Consider the following 16,634-nt stretch of genomic DNA (forward strand, 5'->3'; position numbering starts at 1 on the left):
CCATAGTAACATGGGACGGCGTCGGTTCAATTGCAACGGGCCGCCTTTGGCGCCCGGTTCGTCACCACAGGAGCGAACCATGACCACCGCAAGCACAAAAGGGAGCAAGGTCGACATGAAGCTGGAGGGGCGACAATGACCGAGACCATCTATCCACGCGGGAGAACCGGTCTGCTTTTCGTCGATCCATACAATGATTTTCTGTCCGAGGGCGGCAAGATCTATCCACGCATCAAGCCGATCGCCGATGAGGTCGGGCTGCTCGACAACATGCGTCGGCTGGACGGCGCCGTACGTGCGGCAGGCGTCCAGGTCATCATCGTCCCGCACCGACGGTGGGAGCCGGGCGACTATGAGCACTGGGACCATCCCAACCCCACGCAGCGGAAGGTCATGCAGGTACACCACTTCGCGCGTGGCGAATGGGGCGGCGAGTGGCATCCTGACTTCGCGCCAAAACCAGGCGATATCGTCGCCAGCGAACATTGGGGTCAAAGCGGCTTCGCCAACACCAACCTGGATTTCCAGCTGAAGCAGAAGGGGATCACCCACGTGATCGTGGTAGGGCTGCTCGCCAATACCTGCATCGAGTCCACTTCCCGCTACGCCATGGAGCTCGGTTATCACGTCACGCTGGTGCGCGACGCCACCGCCGCTTTCACCCACGAAATGATGCATGCCGCTCACGAGCTGAACGGCCCGACCTACGCCCACGCGATTCTGACAACCACCGAAGTCATCGCGGCGTTGCCCACCGCAGCTCATTCCGAGGAACCCGCCAAATGACCACGCAATCACAGAACCCAATTGCAATCGCCGCAGTGCAGCCAAACCATGAGACTATCGATCATGAGAGGCGCAAGCTGCTCGTCGGGGCTGCCACGGGACTTGCCGCTGCAGGCGTCGTCAACCTGTTTGCGATACGTCCGGCGCCGGCCGCAACGAACGACGAGATCCGTCCGTTCCACGTCGATATTCCCGAAGCCGATCTCGTCGACCTACGCCGTCGCCTTGGGGCGACCCGGTGGCCTGAGAAAGAGACGGTTGCCGACGACTCCCAGGGCGTGCCGCTCGCTATGCTGCAGGACCTCGTCCGCTACTGGCAAACCGATTACGACTGGCGGAAAGTCGAGGCGCGGCTCAATGCCCTGCCGCAGTTCATCACCGAGATCGACGGGCTCGACATCCACTTCATTCACGTCCGCTCTAAACATGAAAATGCGTTGCCGATGATCGTGACGCATGGCTGGCCTGGCTCCGTCATCGAGCAGATGAAGATCATCGATCCGCTGACCAATCCGACTGCGCACGGCGGCAACGCGGAAGACGCCTTCCATCTGGTGATTCCTTCGATGCCCGGCTACGGGTTCTCGGGTAAGCCAACCACGACGGGCTGGGATCCGCAGCGCATCGCGCGCGCCTGGGTCGTGCTGATGAAGCGGCTCGGCTACAAAAGGTTCGTCGCGCAGGGCGGCGACTGGGGCTCGCCGGTCTCCAATGAAATGGCAAAGCTGGGCGCGCCGGAATTGCTCGGCATCCACGTCAACCTGCCCGGCGTCGTTCCCCCCGAGATCTTCAAGGCGGTTGCATCGGGCAATCCCGCTCCGGACAATCTTGCTCCGGATGAAAAACGCGCCTTCGACCAGCTCAGGATTCAATTCGCAAAGCGGCGCGCCTATGCGCAGATCATGGGGACGCGTCCGCAAACGCTGGCAGCCTTGACGGATTCGCCAGCTGGCCTTGCGGCCTGGCTGCTCGACCACGGCGACGGCTTTGCGCAGCCGGCCTCGGCGATGCAATCGGCGGTGCTTGGGCGCGCCGTCAACGGGCACTCCGCGGGAGCACTGACCCGCGACGACGTGCTCGACAACATCACGCTGTACTGGGTGACCAACACCGCGATTTCCTCTGCGCGGCTCTACTGGGAGAACAAGACAAACCTTTATCTGCCTGCCAACGTCCCGATCCCGGCCGCCGTGACAGCATTTCCCGGCGAGAGCTTTGTTGCGCCCCGGAACTGGGCCGAGAAGGCCTATCCCAAGCTGATCTACTTCCATCAGGCCGAAGCCGGCGGTCACTTTGCAGCGTGGGAGCAGCCCGAGATCTTCAGCCGGGAGGTCCGCGACGCGTTCCGGCCTCTTCGCAAGGCAACTTGAGACTCGGCGGCGCGCGCCATGCGCACCGATGTTCGGGAGCGTTCCCCCAATCAGGTCGCCGTTGAGGTAATTTGATACCTCTACTTTGCATGGGGTTGTTTTTCAGATTTTGATGAGAGCCTCGTTTGGCGCGCACCCGCGGAGAGCCTCTAACCCGCCGCCTCATCATACTGCGCGCTGGCCTCGAGCCATTGCTCCTCCGCACGTGCCAGGGCGTCGGCGGCGTTGGCGCGTGCTTTCGAAAGCTGCGCGGCCTGCTTGGGATCGCGGGTGAAGATGTCGGGCAGGGCGAGCGCGGTGTCGATCTTGGCGATGATCTCGCTGACGCGCGCGATCTCTGCCTCGGCTTCGGCGATGCGTTTCTTCAGCGGGCCGCGATTGTCCGATCGTGCGCGCTGCGGCTTCTCGGCTGGCGCGCTGCGCTCGCGCGGGCTGTTGTCCGCGCTTGCTGCTGACAACACCACGCGCCGGTAGTCGTCGAGGTCGCCGTCGTAGTTCGTCACCGTGCGGTCGGCGACCAGCCAGAGCCGCTCGGCGCAGGCCTCGATTAGGTAGCGGTCGTGCGAGACCATGATGACGGCGCCGGGAAAGTCGTTGATGGCTTCCGCGAGCGCGGCGCGGCTGTCGATGTCCAGATGGTTGGTCGGCTCGTCCAGGATGATCATGTTGGGGCCGAAGAAGGTCGCAAGGCCGAGCAGCAGGCGCGCCTTCTCGCCACCGGACAGTTTTCCGGCCTTGGTGTCGGCCGCCTTGCCGGAAAAACCGATCGCGCCGGCGCGCGCTCGCACCTTGGCCTCGGGTGCATCGCCCATCAGCTTGCGGACGTGGTCGTAGGCGGAGGCATCCTCGTTCAACTCGTCGAGCTGGTGCTGCGCAAAGTAGGCGATCGACAATTTGTCGGCCCGTGTGACCCTGCCGGAGAACGGCGCGAGCTTGCCTGCGAGCAGTTTCACCAGCGTCGACTTGCCGTTGCCGTTGGCGCCCAAGAGCGCGATGCGATCGTCATTGTCGATGCGCAAGGTGACGCGGTTCAGCACGGGTATCGTCGGATCATAGCCGACCGAGACGTTGTCGACGGCGATGATCGGCGGCGACAGCGTCTTCTCCGGCGGCGGGAAACTGATCTCGTGCACGTCCTGCGTCACCAGCGCCGTGATCGGCTTCAGACGCTCCAGCATTTTGACGCGCGATTGGGCCTGGCGCGCTTTCGAAGCCTTGGCCTTGAAGCGGTCGACGAAGGCTTGCAGGCGTGCGCGCTCGGCCTCCTGGCGCTTGACCTGCTTGGCATCGAGCAGTTCGCGCGCGGCGCGCTGCTCCTCGAAGGACGAATAGCTGCCGCGATAGAGCGTCAGCTTGCCGCGATCCAGGTGCAGGATCTGGTCGACCGAGCTCTCCAGCAGATCGCGGTCGTGGCTGATCACGATCACGGTGCGCGGATAGTGGGCGAGGTGATCCTCCAGCCACAGCGTGCCTTCGAGGTCGAGATAGTTGGTGGGCTCGTCGAGCAGCAGCAGGTCGGGCGCTGCAAACAGCGTCGCGGCGAGGGCCACGCGCATCCGCCAGCCACCGGAGAACTCCGAGCAGGCGCGAAGCTGGTTTGCGGCCGAGAAGCCGAGGCCTGAGAGAATCGCGGCCGCGCGGGCAGGGGCCGAATGCGCATCGATGTCGACCAGCCGGGTCTGGATCTCCGCGATGCGGTGCGCGTCGTGCGCGGTCTCTGCCTCGCGCAGCAGCGCGTCGCGCTCGAGGTCGGCCTTGAGCACGACCTCGATCAGGCTTTCCGGGCCGTCAGGCGCCTCCTGTGCGAGGCTGCCAATGTGCCAGCGCGGCGGCAGCGTGACCGAGCCATGCTCGGCGGCGAGCTCGCGGCGGATCACCTTGAACAGCGTCGATTTGCCGGTGCCGTTGCGTCCTACGAGGCCGACACGTGAGCCGGGCGTGATCTGCACGGAGCTCTGGTCGATCAGGAGGCGTCCGGCGAGGCGGACCGAAAGGTCGGTGATGGTGAGCATGCGGCCTTGTCACCGCAGCGCGAGGCAAACGCAACCCCGTTTTATGCCTAGTTCTGCGGATCGCCGTCGCGATCCCGCTTGCGCAGCTCGTTCACGAGGTGCTCGAGATAAGTCGGAAGCCGCGGCTCGGGCCGAAGGCTCTGCTGGAGCCGTTCGCCGATGGCGTCGCAGATCGATCGGCTGGTCCGCCGGTCCATCTGTTCGCTGTCATTGGCGGATTGGCGAGGCATCACGGGGTTCCATCGTGAAAAGCAAGGACACCCTACCAAGTCACTGACCGCGAAATAGTTTCGGCCCCAATGGGGACCGCCTTCCATTCTCGTAACAATTGTATGAACGGGGGTGATGTGGGCCCAAGGCAGATCAGCCCAGGCAAATCATCCAAGGCAAAGCCCCGGCGGCGGGGGACGCCGGGGCTTCTTCTGGTCGTTCTCTTGGGTAGTTCTCTTGGGAAGTTCTCTTGGGAAGTTCTCTTGGGTAGTTCTCTCGGAAGGTGCTGACGGGCTCAGTAGCAGCGGTTCACCAGCCGCCAGCGGGGTCCCCAGGGGGTCGGGACCAGCTGGCGCACATAGCAGCCGCCATAGCCGTAGGAGACGGGGCCGCCGGCATAGAAGCGCGGTGCGCCCCAGCCGTAGCCGTGCCAGCCGCCATGCCAGCCACCCCAGCCGCCATGCCAATGGGCGGAGGCGGAGGTCGGAGCCAGCGCGGCACCCAGCGCGACCGCGGCGACTGCAGCAAGCGAAAGTTTCCTCAACATGGTATCTCCTCAAAACTGCCGGCGCGGGCCTGCGCGTCGATGGAATGGCCGCCGAAACGCCTCATGAAGGGTAGAACGCGTCTCGATGGCGTCGACCTTAGGCCCGTGATCCTGAACCGGGGCCTGAACGTGCCGTGCAGATTGGGTTCATCTCGGTGAAATTATCGTAATTCAGGAGTCCGGCCCCGCGGCGAGCCGCCCGTGAAGCCCTTATCGCCGGTCGCTTGCCGTTCGCCGATAGCGCCGATATAAGCCCGGCAACTCCAAATCACCCCCCTTCTCAAGGATAGAACCATGGCGATTGAACGCACCTTCTCGATCATCAAGCCCGACGCGACCGAGCGTAACCTGACCGGCGCGGTCAACGCCGTGATCGAGAAGGCGGGCCTGCGCATCGTCGCCCAGAAGCGTATCCGCATGACCAAGGGCCAGGCCGAGACCTTCTATGCCGTGCACAAGGCCCGTCCGTTCTTCGGCGAGCTCGTCGAGTTCATGACTTCCGGCCCGGTGGTCGTGCAGGTGCTGGAAGGTGAGGGCGCGATCGCCAAGTACCGCGAGGCGATGGGCGCGACCGACCCGTCGAAGGCGGCCGACGGCACCATCCGCAAGCTCTACGCCAAGTCGATCGGCGAGAACTCGGTGCATGGCTCCGACGCCCCCGAGACGGCCGTGATCGAGATCGCCCAGTTCTTCTCGGGCAACGAGATCGTCGGCTGATCGGAAGGACGCATTGTGAACTGGCTCTGGCAGATCTTCGACCCCGCCACGCTCGGGTCGTTCTTCACCCAGTTCCGCAATGAAATGGCCGAACCGGCCTTCTGGGTCGCGGTCGGCAAGATCATCTGGATCAACATCCTGCTCTCCGGCGACAACGCGCTGGTGATCGCGCTCGCATGCCGCGGGCTGAAGCCGCGGCATCGGCTCTGGGGCATGGTGCTCGGTGCGGGGGCGGCGGTACTGCTGCGCATCGTCTTCACCGGCATCGTCGCGAGCCTGATGGCGCTGCCATACCTCAAGCTGGTCGGCGGTCTCGCGCTGATCGTGATCGCCGCCAAGCTCCTGGTGCCGGAAAACGAGGACGAGGACGACGTCGCCTCGGCCTCGCATCTGTGGCAGGCGGTGCAGATCGTCGTTGTCGCCGACATCATCATGAGTCTGGACAACGTGATCGCGGTCGCGGCCGCCGCCAATGGCAGCGTGCCGCTCCTGGTGCTCGGCCTTGCCATCAGCGTGCCGCTGATCGTCGCCGGCGCTGCGCTGATCATGGCGCTGTTGTCAAAACTGCCGATCCTGGTCTGGGCCGGCGCGGCGTTGCTCGGCTGGATCGCCGGCGAGGTGATCGCGACCGATCCGGGCGTCGAGCCGAAGCTGCATGCGCTGTCCGACGGTCCGTTCGGCATTTCACTGGATGCGCTGCTCGCGGGCTTGCGCATCCCGCCGCAATTTACCCATGGCGGCGCGGGCGCCGAATATCTCTGCGCCCTGCTCGGCGTCATCGTTGTGCTGGTCGTCGGCTATATCTGGCGCCGGCGCAGCCTGCATGTTGCCGCACTCGAAGCATCCGAACGCCACGCCAAGGTGTCAGCCGAGTAGTTGCGCCACCAAGCAGTGGAATGCGTCAGCGACACCCAATCGTCACGTTTCTAGAATTTCTCGGCGGTTTCGCTTGAGAGCCACTCCTCGAAGGCCTGAGCTGCCCGGCTCGACTCGTCGTTCAGTGCTATAAGGTAGGGATCGAGCGGCCGGCTCAGCCTTGGCAGCACATGACATAACCGGTTCGACGCGATGTCATGGGCGACCAGGCTGGCGGGCCCAACAGCTATTCCCAATCCATCCGCTGCCGCGCGCAGGGCGAAGCCGAGGTGATCAAATCGCATTTCGTCGGCTGGATGGATCCACTCAACCCAAGCGAAGCTGAGCCATTCGTGCCAATCGTTGGCTCGCGTCTCGCTGTGCAGGAAGACATGGCTGGTCAGGTCTTCGACCTTTTCGATGGGGTTGGCCTCCAGCAACGACGGCGCAGTGACAAGATATGCTTGATCGGCCATGAAACGGCGCGGCTTGAGATAGGATGGCCAGCCGGCCCTCGTCCGGCGAATGACGACGTCAAAGTCGCGGCCCAGGCGCGCCGGCTCTTCCGCTGGCCGCCAACCACCTCGCGTTCGTCAAGTTGCATCGAGTGCGCAGCCGTAGCCGAATTCGTGCGAGGAGGAGGGCCAAGTGATTGGCCGCGAATTTCCTCGGGTTCGACGCGTGGCGGCGTCAGTCGGTCGACTTCGGCTTCATCCAGCCGCTACAGCTTGTACCCAATTTTTCGCAGCAGGTCTTTCCGCCACGCAATGTCGGCGTCGGTTTCAACGCCCATCGGCGAGGCGCCATCGACGACGCCGAGCACGCCGCGGCCAAGCTCCGTTTGCGCGACGATCACTTGCGTGGGGTTGGCCGTCGCGCAGTAGATGCGGCAGACCTCCGGCACGGCGCGTACAGCAGCCAGGACGTTGACGGGAAAGAACCCGTCGCCCAGGAAGATCAGGAAGGTGTGGCCGGCGCCGATGGCCGATGCGTTGTCACGCGCGAGAGCGAGCGCGACGTCGTCATTACCCGACCAGCGAACCAGCCGTTTACCAGAGGCCTCGCAGAAGGCGAGCCCGAAGCGGATGCCCGGAACCGCGCCCACCAGCGCCTCGTGGAGATCTTCCACGGTTTTGATGAAATGAGATTGACCGAAGATGAAGTTGGCCGTGTCCGGCTTGGCGATGGGCACCACGGTGAGTTCCATGGCTGCAGGCTCCTATGAGAAGAGCTACGCAATCCATGTTAGGCCGCCGGAAAGTGATTGCAAGCCGCACGGGCGGCCGATTTCGCTCGTTGCCGCGCTGCCACCCACGGTCAGGCTCAAGGCCAGGCTAGTGATCGCAGTTACCGCACCCGATATTTGCTCGCGTAGTGCTTGCCGAGAATCTTGCGGGTCTGATCGGCCAGCCGCTTGTTGCCGGTCGCAGGTGCCCCGGCGTGGCGCATTTTCGGCTTCGGCAAATCCGCTGTTGGGCTCCGCTTTCTTGGCATGCGCATGGCTGCAGATCTCGTAGTAACAAAACGGGCGTAGCCCCTAGATGTCGTAGTACAGATGGAACTCGTAAGGATGCGGTCGCAGCCGGATCGGGTCGATCTCCTTCTTTCGCTTGTAGTCGAGCCAGGTTTCGATCACGTCGGCGGTGAAGACGCCGCCGCGTAGCAGGAACGCGTGATCGTGCTCGAGCGCGTCGAGGGCCTGGTCCAGCGATCCCGGTGTCGACTTCACCTCTTTCGCTTCGGCAGGTGGGAGGTCGTAGAGGTTCTTGTCGATGGGGCTGCCGGGGTCGATCCGGTTGTCGATACCGTCGAGGCCGGCCATCAGCATCGCGGCAAACGCCAGGTAGGGATTGCAGGATGGGTCGGGCGAACGAAACTCGACGCGCTTGGCACGCGGGTTCGGCGAATACATCGGAATCCGACAGCACGCCGAGCGGTTGCGCTGGGAGTAGACGAGGTTGATTGGAGCCTCATAGCCCGGCACCAGACGCCGATAGGAGTTCGTTGTGGGAGCGCAAAGCCCGCACAACGCCCAGGCGTGCGTCAAAAGCCCGCCGATGTAGTGGCGGGCGAACTGGCTCAATTCGGCATAGTCGCCCTTGTCGTAGAACAGATTGGTCTCACCCTTCCACAGCGACTGGTGAACGTGCATGCCCGAAGCGTTGTCCTCGAAGAGCGGTTTCGGCATGAACGTCGCAGTCTTGCCGTGCTTATGCGCGGTGTTCTTCACCACGTATTTGTAGATCATCAAATTGTCGGCCATGCGGGTCAGCGTGGTGAAGCGCATGTCGATCTCGTTTTGGCCGCCGGTTGCCACTTCATGGTGATGGGCTTCGATCTGGATGCCCAGCTCTTCCATCGTCAGCACCATTTCGGTGCGCAGCGCCTGCATGCTGTCGGTCGGAGGAACGGGAAAGTATCCTTCCTTCGGGCGCGGCTTGTGACCCAGATTCGGCTCTTCCTCCTTGCCCGTATTCCAGCTGCCTTCGCTGGAATCGATGTCGTGGAAGGCGTGGTTGATGCCCTGTCCGTAGCGCACGTCGTCGAAGACGAAGAACTCAGCTTCCGGCCCGAAGTAGCTGGTATCGGCGCGTCCGGTGCCCTTCAGATAAGTTTCGGCCTTTTGGGCGATATAGCGGGCGTCGCGGCTGTAGGATTGGCCGGTCACGGGATCCCTGATGTTGCAAATCAGGACCAGCGTCTTCGCCGGACTGTAGGGATCGACGAAGGCCGTCGTCGGATCGGCGACGACCAGCATGTCGCTTTCCTGGATCTCCTGGAAGCCGCGGATCGACGAGCCGTCGAATCCAATGCCTTCGTTGAAAGCATCGACATTTACTGCGCTCGGTGGGACGGAAAAATGTTGCCACACCCCCGGCAAGTCGGTGAACCGCAGGTCGATCATCTGGACGTTCTCGTCCTTGATTGCCTTCACGAGGTCTTCGGCTGTTGCACAATTTCGAACCATGGCTTCGCTCCCAGCATCATGCGTCTTGCGCGTCGCGTCGCGTTGCCGTTCAGCCGCAGCCGAACGGCTTGCGACGAATTGTGGTCCATATTCTGTGTTGCCGCCGCTCCAGCCTCAATCCGGTTTGGCGGCACTCGGAGTCAGGCAGCCAGGCGCGCCGGCTGCTTCAGCTTTGGTGCGGTCCGCGCATAAGCTTCATCGCGTCTTCGATATGCCGCCAGGTCTTGGCCAGTTCGAACTCGCCCTTTGACTCGAGATCGATGGCATTCTGGGCGGCCTCCGCAATCGCCTTGGGGCCATGTGCTTCCAGCAACTGCCGCGCATAGTCGTGGATTTCGATTTCTCGCATGGCGTCATCTCCCTCTTGTGCCGGGCAGCACGCGAACCAAGTGGGGCCGAGAGCAGTAGTCGACACCTGTCAAGCGCAGCAAGTGTGCATCCTGGTGCGGCGCACTCGCAAGGGCTCTTTCCGGTGCCGGCCAGGTTGATTGGAAGCGCATCGGATCGCATGAGCGGCAACACATCGCAGGTTGGACGGATGCATTTTCATCAATGAATCCCCACATAGTGGGGGAAGGGAGGTGAGCATCATGCGCATCCAACATTGGCAGGATGCTGCCAGCCTGTTGGTCGGCGTGTGGCTGGTCCTGTCGTCCTTCGTCCTGGGCTTATCGGGGGCGGCCGTCTGGATGACCATCGCGCTCGGACTCGGCGTCATGCTGTTTGCCATAGAGGCATTTGTCATCCCGTCCTATCTGGAAGAGTGGGGAGAAATGCTGCTGGGTCTGGCTCTGGTGCTGGCGCCTTGGACCATTGGCTACGAACCAGTATCAGCCATGGTGAGTAGCGTAGTCTCGGGCATCTTGGTGATCTTGTTCGGCGGTTGGGAGCTGATAACCGATCGTGATTTCAGCTCCTGGTGGCACGATCGCTGGCATCACCTAGTCGGCTGACAGAGCAGTCAGCCGAGCCTCTTGCCGGCCGCTATCCGCTGGCGGTCGGGGAGGCGGAGATTGGCCTCGCTCGTGCGAAAAGCAGACCCGTTGGGCCTGGTGCAGGGCGCTTGCGGTCCTGCACCAGCATCCTTCCATCGCTAGGCGGCTCTCGGCTCGGTCGGTTGCCAGATGCTGATCTTTCGCGTCTCTGGCATCAGGAAAACCGCGAGCACGAAGCAGATCGCGGGGACCACGATCGGGTAGAGTAGTGCGTAGCCGATGCTGCCGGTCGCGGCGAAAGCTGCTGACGTGATGAACGGCACCAATCCGCCACCCCAGCCGTTACCGATGTGGTACGGCACGGAGACCGACGTGTACCTGATCCGGGCGGGGAAGTATTCCGCCAGAAACGCGCCGACCGGCCCGTAGACCATCCCGACATAGCAAACGAGGATGAAGATGATGAAGGTCGCGGTTGCGTAGTTGATGTTTCCGGGCTGCGTCACCGTTCCCAACCACAGATACAGCGGATAATACGTGACCGCGGCGAGCAGCATGCCGCCGAGGATCACTGGCTTGCGGCCGATCTGATCCGACAGCCAGCCAAAGAAGATCAGGCTCGGCGTTGCAATGAGCAGGGCGGCTCCCACGATGTAGGCGGAGGTCAGCGCGTCCACCTTGGAGACCTGCTGCAGGAAGTACAGCGCCCAGAACTGACCGCTGTACCAGACCACGCCCTGTCCGATCAGGACCACAGTGGCGATCCCAATATATTTGATGTTCGAACTGAGGAAGGCCTCTTTCCACGGATTCGTCGTCATCTGGCCGCGGGCCCTGATCTCCTGGAAGATCGGCGTCTCCTGGAGCTGGAGCCGGATATAGATCGCGATCGCCACCAGCAGGAAGGACAGCAGGAACGGAACGCGCCACGCCCATGCGTCGAAGGCCTCAGTGCCGGCATAGGTCCGCGTGAGGATGATCACGGCCAGCGATACCACGATGCCGAGCGTCGGAGAGGTCTGCAGCCAGCCGGTGTAGTAGCCGCGCTTGTCGTCCGGCACATGCTCGGCAACGTAGGTAATGGCACCGCCATATTCGCCGCCAAGGCACAGGCCCTGAATCATGCGCAGACCGAACAGAACGAACGCGGCTGTCAGGCCGATCGACTGGTAGGTCGGGATCAATCCGATCGCGCCTGTGCCTAGTCCCATTCCGCTGAGCGTAATGAGAAACGTATATTTGCGGCCGACCCGGTCACCCATCCATCCGAACAGGAACGCCCCCAGCGGACGGATCAGAAATCCTGCGGTGAAAAGCGCGATCGTGCTGAGCAGCGCTGCAACCGGGTGGGATTGCTCGAAGAACTTGACCGACAGAACCGCGGCCAGGCTGCCAAAGATATAGAAGTCATACCATTCGATGACGTTTCCCACCGATGCAGCAATGATCACGCGGCGAAAATCACTCGGTACCTGCATGTGCAACTCCTATCGTTTCATAACGTCTCCTCGCTTGTTTCAGCGGTCATCTTCTCGCGGGAAGAGCGTGATGCGCGGCGTTGCAGGCGCCAGTTCAAAGAGTTGCGTCTGCAACGTCTGACCTCAGGCGCGTTTTCCGTCACCTGAGGAGAGCTCCAGCGGCCTTAGAACCGCGAGCCACCACTGCCTTGCCCGTCTGTCGGGGAGGCGGGGAACACATAGTGTAGTCCCACCAGGGGCTGGCAACTTATGAGACTTTCGGCGCAATCGACTTGACACGGCGCGTTTGCGAAGGAGGTCGCAAGGGCAACGAACAGAAAAGGCGTTCCAGGCGTTGTGAGGGGACCAGAGAAGGATACTGGCATGCAAAACATCGCAGAACATATGGAAGTGATCGGCGCCGACGGCGTTCATATCGGTACCGTCGACCGTGTCGAAGGCAACCGCATCAAGCTGACCAGGAAGGACAGCGGTGAGGGCAGCTACAAGGGCCATCATCACTTCATCGACAAGGGCCTCGTTGCCGATGTCGAGGGCAACAAGGTCCGGCTCTCCGCCAAGGCGGCGGTTGCCGTGACGATGGAAGAGGAAAAGTAGCGGTCCTCGAGCTGGTTCCCTTTCCGTTCCGCTATTCGCGTCCCAACACCTTCCGGTAGCCTCCGCACCCGTCGCGTATTGTAAGGTGCAGGAATGGCGGAGCCTTCCCGGCCACACCGCTCGCAAGGGATCGCCGGGACATGGCCTGTAGGCCGTGCGGCTTCGGCCGGCGGCCTTGTGCCGGCGGGCTTTGGCGCGTGGTCGTCGCTGGCCGAGACGTTGCGTGGATGGGCCAGGGCGGAAGCCGGCGCGGGGCGGCTGCTGCCGTGGGTGCCCGTGGCCTTCGGTACCGGAATTGCTCTCTATTTTGCCGCCGACCACGAACCCGTGCTCTCGGTCGCCGCGATCACGGCGCTGGTGCTCATGGTGGGTAGCGTGCTGTTGCGGCGGAGCCGGTTGTTCGCCCCCGCCATCATGATCGCAGCGATCGCCGCAGGCTTTGCCACGGCGACCTGGAAGACCGCGCGCATCGCGCACACCGTGCTGGCGAAGCCGCTCTATTCGGTGGCGCTGTCCGGCTTCGTAGAGACGCGCGATATCCGCGAGCGCACCGACCGCTTCGTGCTGCGGGTGACTGCGATGGAGGCGCCGCGCGGCGAGATTCAGCTCGAGCGTGTGCGGCTGTCGGTGCGCAAGGGCACGGCACCGGAGGTCGGCAGCTTCGTGCAACTCAAGGCGCGCCTGATGCCGCCGCTCGCGCCCTTGCGGCCCGGCAGCTACGATTTCGCCCGCGACATGTTTTTTCAGGGCATCGGCGCCTCCGGCTTTGCGATGGGGGCGATCACGATCGCTGAGCCACCGGAGACCGGAGGCCTGCGGCTGCGCTATGCTGCGATCATGCAAGGCCTGCGCGACGCGATCGACGCGCGCATCCGCGCCACGCTCGACGGCGACAACCGCGCGATCGCCACCGCGCTCCTCACTGGACGGCGCGACGCAATCACCGAGCCCGTGAACGATGCCATGTTCATCTCGGGCCTCGGGCACGTGCTGTCGATCTCCGGCTATCACATGGCCGTCGTCGCCGGCGTGGTGTTCTTTGCGGTGCGCGCGCTGCTGGCGCTGATCCCGGGATTTGCAGTGGGCTATCCGATCAAGAAATGGTCGGCTGCGGCTGCGCTGGTGGCGGCCGCATTTTACCTGCTGCTGTCCGGCGCCGAGGTTGCGACGCAGCGCTCGTTCTTCATGACGGCGGTGGTGCTGATCGCGGTGATGGTCGATCGGCGTGCCATCACCTTCCGCACGCTGGCAGTCGCGGCGTTGATCGTGCTCGCGGTCGCGCCGGAGGCTCTCGGGCATCCGAGCTTCCAGATGTCGTTTGCTGCGACCCTCGGCCTCGTCGCGCTGGTGCAGATCGGTATGCCGAACCTGTTTGCCTCGCCCGATCACTCCGCTACAGCGCGCATCGCGCTGTGGGGCGGCCGCGAGCTCGTCATGCTGCTGATGGCCTCGCTGATCGCGGGGCTTGCGACGACACCTTATGCCGCCTTCCATTTCCACCGCGTCACGCCTTACGGGGTGCTCGCCAATCTCGCGGCGATGCCGGTGGTCTCGGCGCTGGTGATGCCCGCCGGACTTTTGGGGTTGATCGCAGCGCCGTTCGGGCTCGATGGCGTGTTCTGGTGGCTGATGGGGATCGGCATCGACTGGATGGTCGTTGTGACGCGCTGGGTCGCGGCGTTGCCGGGCGCGGTCGGCCGCATCGCCGCGTTCGGCACCGGTCCGCTGATTGCCGCCAGCATCGGCCTCATCGTGATGGGCCTGTTGCGCACGCCGCTGCGCTGGACGGGCGCCATCGTGCTCGCGCTCTCGATTGGTTCGACGCTGCACGTGCGCCAGCCCGACATCCTGATCGCGGGCGACGGCCACAGCGTCGCGGTGCGCGGCAGGGACCGCCAACTGCACCTGATCCGAACCGGCAAGGACAATTTTCTCCTCAAGGAGTGGCTTGCAGCCGATGCCGATCCGCGCAGCGCAACCGCTACCTCGCTCGCCGACGGCGTCTCATGCGACGAGGCCGGCTGCGTGACGCCGCTCGCTGATGGTCGTCTGGTCGCGCTCTCGCTGCGTGTCGACGCGCTGGCGGATGATTGCAGCCGCGCCGCGCTGGTGGTGACGGCGAAGCCGGCAGCAACCGATTGCGCGGCAATGGTCGTGGATCGCGAGCGTCTGAAGACGCAAGGCGCGCTCACCCTATCGCGCGAGGGCGACGGTTTCACGCTGCAAACGGTGAGAGCAAGGGGCGCAAACCGCCCCTGGTCGCCGGCTGAGGCCGGCGATAGCGATTTCGAGCTCAGCCTCGCACCGCGGCCGGCTACTCCACGCAGCAAGGACGCTACGCCGTCGGAGGCCGACCTGCAGGCCGAGGATTGAAAGACGCGTCAGCCGATCGGCAGGCGTGTCGTAGGCGTCGTGGTCGTGTGCTGCTCGACGGCGGGCTGCTCTGTCTTCTCGCCGAGCGGCTGCGTCACCGGCAATTGCAGAACGGTGGCACGCTGTCCCTCGACGAGCTGCGTCACCAGCACGTAGTTGCCGTCGGGGAATTCGATCGCATCATGATGACGATCGGGAATGTGCGGATCGACCTTGCCGAACTTGCCGACGCGGGAATTGACGGTGCGTGTCCAGATCCAGCGATTGTCGTAGCGGACGTTGTCGGCGAAGGCGAGCTCGGTGCCCGGCAGGAGGCAGACGGCAACCGAGAGATCACGCTCCGACGCAAATCCACGCGTCGAGGTGCCGCGGAAGGTTGTCGTGACGATCGTCTCGCCGACTTGAGCGGGGCGGGTCGCAACGGCATGTAGGCTGTAGTCACACATCGGAGTGCTCCTCATGCGAGATAGCAGGTCCGCGCCCCCCCGGAGGCGCAGGCCTCTATCAGAGTTGGAAGCCTTCGAGTGTATCGCGTTTGTGGGCAAATCTGCGGCCCGTCTGCGCGTCGTCCGATCACATTATCTTTCCTGGCAAACCAGGAACAAAGCCTCTCGCTGCTAGTCTATCTTGGTTCACACCATTCACTCACGCGAGCTTCCATCAGCGGCCGGCAGGAGCGGAGTACCCTGAATAGGGCCAGCTCACCTGCGGCGCGGGTGCGATCGCATTGTTGGAATTGCGGAATGGCGCGCTGGTTACCGCGTGCTCCGTCTTGCGGATGGCACAGTGGTGTTGCGCTGCATCGCTCGCGGAGGCCGAGCCCGCGAGCAAGGCCGCCGAGAACACGCCCAAAATCATCTGTCGCACGGTTTTTTCCTCTTTATCGTGCACCGCGCATTCGCGCTTGCGGTGCTTGAGGATTAGCTCTGCGCAGGTGTGAGGATAATCGCGGTGGAAGCGGAAACACCATTCCGCCGGAGCGGACAATCCGTCCGCCCGCGTCGCTGCGCGATGGCCGGCAATCTGCCGGGCAATCAGTACTTCCGGTACAGCCCGATCAGCTTGCCCTGAATCTTCACCCGGTTCGGCGGCAGGATGCGCACCTCATAGGCGGTGTTCGCGGGCTCCAACGCGATCGACGCACCGCGGCGGCGGAAGCGCTTGAGCGTCGCTTCCTCGTCGTCGATCAGCGCCACCACGATGTCGCCGGTATCCGCGGTCTCGTTGCGCTGGATCAGCGCCATGTCGCCATCCAGGATGCCGGCGTCGACCATCGAATCGCCGCGCACTTCGAGCGCATAGTGCTCGCCCGAGCCGAGCAGGTCCGGCGGTACGCTGATGGTGTGGCTGCGGGTCTGCAACGCCTCGATCGGCGTGCCGGCCGCGATCCGTCCCATCACGGGCACGGCGACCGGACGCTCGCCCTCGTCGACAGTAGCGCTTGGGCCCCGCACCTTGCCGAGATTGCCTTCGATGACGCTCGGCGTGAAGCCGCGGCGGCCGGCGCCTGCAGCCTGAAGCTCGGGCAGCTTGATGACCTCGATGGCGCGCGCGCGGTTGGGCAGGCGACGGATGAAGCCGCGCTCTTCCAGCGCGGTGATCAGGCGATGGATGCCCGACTTCGAGCGCAGATCGAGCGCGTCCTTCATTTCGTCGAAGGAGGGCGGCACGCCGCTTTCCTTGAGGCGCTCACTGATGAACCGCAGAAGCTCGTATTGTTTGCGCGTTAACATCTCGACCAAGTCCCCCGGTTGATGTCGTTCGATTCCGAGACGTCAGATTCAGC

At 63.6% G+C, this 16,634-nt stretch carries 18 protein-coding genes; 7 read left to right on the plus strand and 11 right to left on the minus strand.

The features are described from left to right. The first annotated feature begins 135 nt into the window (after positions 1–135). Positions 136–786: an isochorismatase family cysteine hydrolase gene (locus YUU_RS0112135; RefSeq protein ID WP_027522607.1), complete on the plus strand. Its 651-nt coding sequence runs from the start codon at positions 136–138 to the stop codon at positions 784–786. Continuing rightward, positions 783–2,156: an epoxide hydrolase family protein gene (locus YUU_RS0112140; protein ID WP_027522608.1), complete on the plus strand. Its 1,374-nt coding sequence runs from the start codon at positions 783–785 to the stop codon at positions 2,154–2,156. Before YUU_RS0112135 ends, YUU_RS0112140 begins: the two co-directional genes overlap by 4 nt. 149 nt (positions 2,157–2,305) lie before the next feature. Here YUU_RS0112140 and YUU_RS0112145 read toward each other — a convergent pair whose 3' ends face one another. From YUU_RS0112145 to YUU_RS0112155, 3 genes are all read right to left on the minus strand, one after another. Continuing rightward, positions 2,306–4,168, minus strand: coding sequence for an ABC-F family ATP-binding cassette domain-containing protein (locus tag YUU_RS0112145; protein ID WP_027522609.1), 1,863 nt, complete (start codon positions 4,166–4,168; stop codon positions 2,306–2,308). A gap of 47 nt (positions 4,169–4,215) precedes the next feature. Continuing rightward, positions 4,216–4,398 carry a hypothetical protein gene (locus YUU_RS0112150; RefSeq protein WP_027522610.1) on the minus strand — a complete coding sequence of 61 codons (183 nt, stop codon included), beginning with the start codon at positions 4,396–4,398 and terminating at the stop codon, positions 4,216–4,218. A gap of 275 nt (positions 4,399–4,673) precedes the next feature. Beyond that, positions 4,674–4,925: a hypothetical protein gene (locus YUU_RS0112155; protein WP_027522611.1), complete on the minus strand. Its 252-nt coding sequence runs from the start codon at positions 4,923–4,925 to the stop codon at positions 4,674–4,676. Between the two features lie 294 nt (positions 4,926–5,219). On the opposite strand from YUU_RS0112155, the gene ndk reads away from it, so the two are divergent. After that, positions 5,220–5,642, plus strand: coding sequence for a nucleoside-diphosphate kinase (gene ndk, locus YUU_RS0112160; protein WP_027522612.1), 423 nt, complete (start codon positions 5,220–5,222; stop codon positions 5,640–5,642). Positions 5,643–5,657: 15 nt separating this feature from the next. Next, positions 5,658–6,518, plus strand: a complete 861-nt coding sequence (locus YUU_RS0112165) for a TerC family protein (RefSeq protein ID WP_027522613.1) — start codon at positions 5,658–5,660, stop codon at positions 6,516–6,518. 50 nt (positions 6,519–6,568) lie between these two features. Here YUU_RS0112165 and YUU_RS50735 read toward each other — a convergent pair whose 3' ends face one another. From YUU_RS50735 to YUU_RS0112190, 4 genes are all read right to left on the minus strand, one after another. After that, positions 6,569–7,048 (minus strand): LysR substrate-binding domain-containing protein, encoded by a 480-nt coding sequence (locus tag YUU_RS50735; protein ID WP_084801413.1) that lies wholly within the window; start codon positions 7,046–7,048, stop codon positions 6,569–6,571. A 170-nt stretch (positions 7,049–7,218) separates the two neighbouring features. Beyond that, complete coding sequence (locus tag YUU_RS0112175) at positions 7,219–7,704, minus strand: adenosine-specific kinase (RefSeq protein ID WP_027522614.1); 486 nt, start codon at positions 7,702–7,704, stop codon at positions 7,219–7,221. 330 nt (positions 7,705–8,034) lie between these two features. Then, a complete protein-coding gene (gene glnA / locus YUU_RS0112185) occupies positions 8,035–9,465 on the minus strand; it encodes a type I glutamate--ammonia ligase (protein ID WP_027522615.1) in 1,431 nt (476 codons plus the stop codon). A 166-nt stretch (positions 9,466–9,631) separates the two neighbouring features. Beyond that, entirely contained in the window at positions 9,632–9,814 is a 183-nt protein-coding gene (locus YUU_RS0112190; protein ID WP_027522616.1) for a hypothetical protein, read from the minus strand. 241 nt (positions 9,815–10,055) lie between these two features. Here YUU_RS0112190 and YUU_RS0112195 point away from each other — a divergent pair, with 241 nt between their 5' ends. Continuing rightward, complete coding sequence (locus tag YUU_RS0112195; protein ID WP_035662166.1) at positions 10,056–10,418, plus strand: SPW repeat protein; 363 nt, start codon at positions 10,056–10,058, stop codon at positions 10,416–10,418. Positions 10,419–10,558: 140 nt separating this feature from the next. Here the strand turns inward: YUU_RS0112195 and YUU_RS0112200 are convergent, their stop codons facing one another. Beyond that, on the minus strand, positions 10,559–11,884 hold the full coding sequence (locus YUU_RS0112200; protein WP_027522618.1) for an MFS transporter: 1,326 nt from the start codon (positions 11,882–11,884) through the stop codon (positions 10,559–10,561). 357 nt (positions 11,885–12,241) lie between these two features. On the opposite strand from YUU_RS0112200, the gene YUU_RS0112205 reads away from it, so the two are divergent. Together YUU_RS0112205 and YUU_RS0112210 are read left to right on the plus strand one after the other, a co-directional pair. After that, positions 12,242–12,475, plus strand: coding sequence for a DUF2171 domain-containing protein (locus YUU_RS0112205; protein WP_027522619.1), 234 nt, complete (start codon positions 12,242–12,244; stop codon positions 12,473–12,475). Positions 12,476–12,568: 93 nt separating this feature from the next. Beyond that, positions 12,569–14,848 (plus strand): ComEC/Rec2 family competence protein, encoded by a 2,280-nt coding sequence (locus tag YUU_RS0112210; RefSeq protein ID WP_027522620.1) that lies wholly within the window; start codon positions 12,569–12,571, stop codon positions 14,846–14,848. A gap of 8 nt (positions 14,849–14,856) precedes the next feature. On the opposite strand, the gene YUU_RS0112215 is transcribed toward YUU_RS0112210, so the two are convergent. From YUU_RS0112215 to lexA, 3 genes are all read right to left on the minus strand, one after another. Further along, positions 14,857–15,294: a hypothetical protein gene (locus YUU_RS0112215; RefSeq protein ID WP_027522621.1), complete on the minus strand. Its 438-nt coding sequence runs from the start codon at positions 15,292–15,294 to the stop codon at positions 14,857–14,859. 214 nt (positions 15,295–15,508) lie between these two features. Then, positions 15,509–15,835, minus strand: coding sequence for a hypothetical protein (locus YUU_RS61140; protein ID WP_245287998.1), 327 nt, complete (start codon positions 15,833–15,835; stop codon positions 15,509–15,511). A 47-nt stretch (positions 15,836–15,882) separates the two neighbouring features. Further along, positions 15,883–16,581, minus strand: coding sequence for a transcriptional repressor LexA (gene lexA, locus YUU_RS0112225; protein WP_027522623.1), 699 nt, complete (start codon positions 16,579–16,581; stop codon positions 15,883–15,885). Positions 16,582–16,634 lie beyond the last annotated feature (53 nt).

The organism is Bradyrhizobium sp. Ec3.3, from assembly GCF_000472925.1.
Taxonomy (GTDB): domain Bacteria; phylum Pseudomonadota; class Alphaproteobacteria; order Rhizobiales; family Xanthobacteraceae; genus Bradyrhizobium.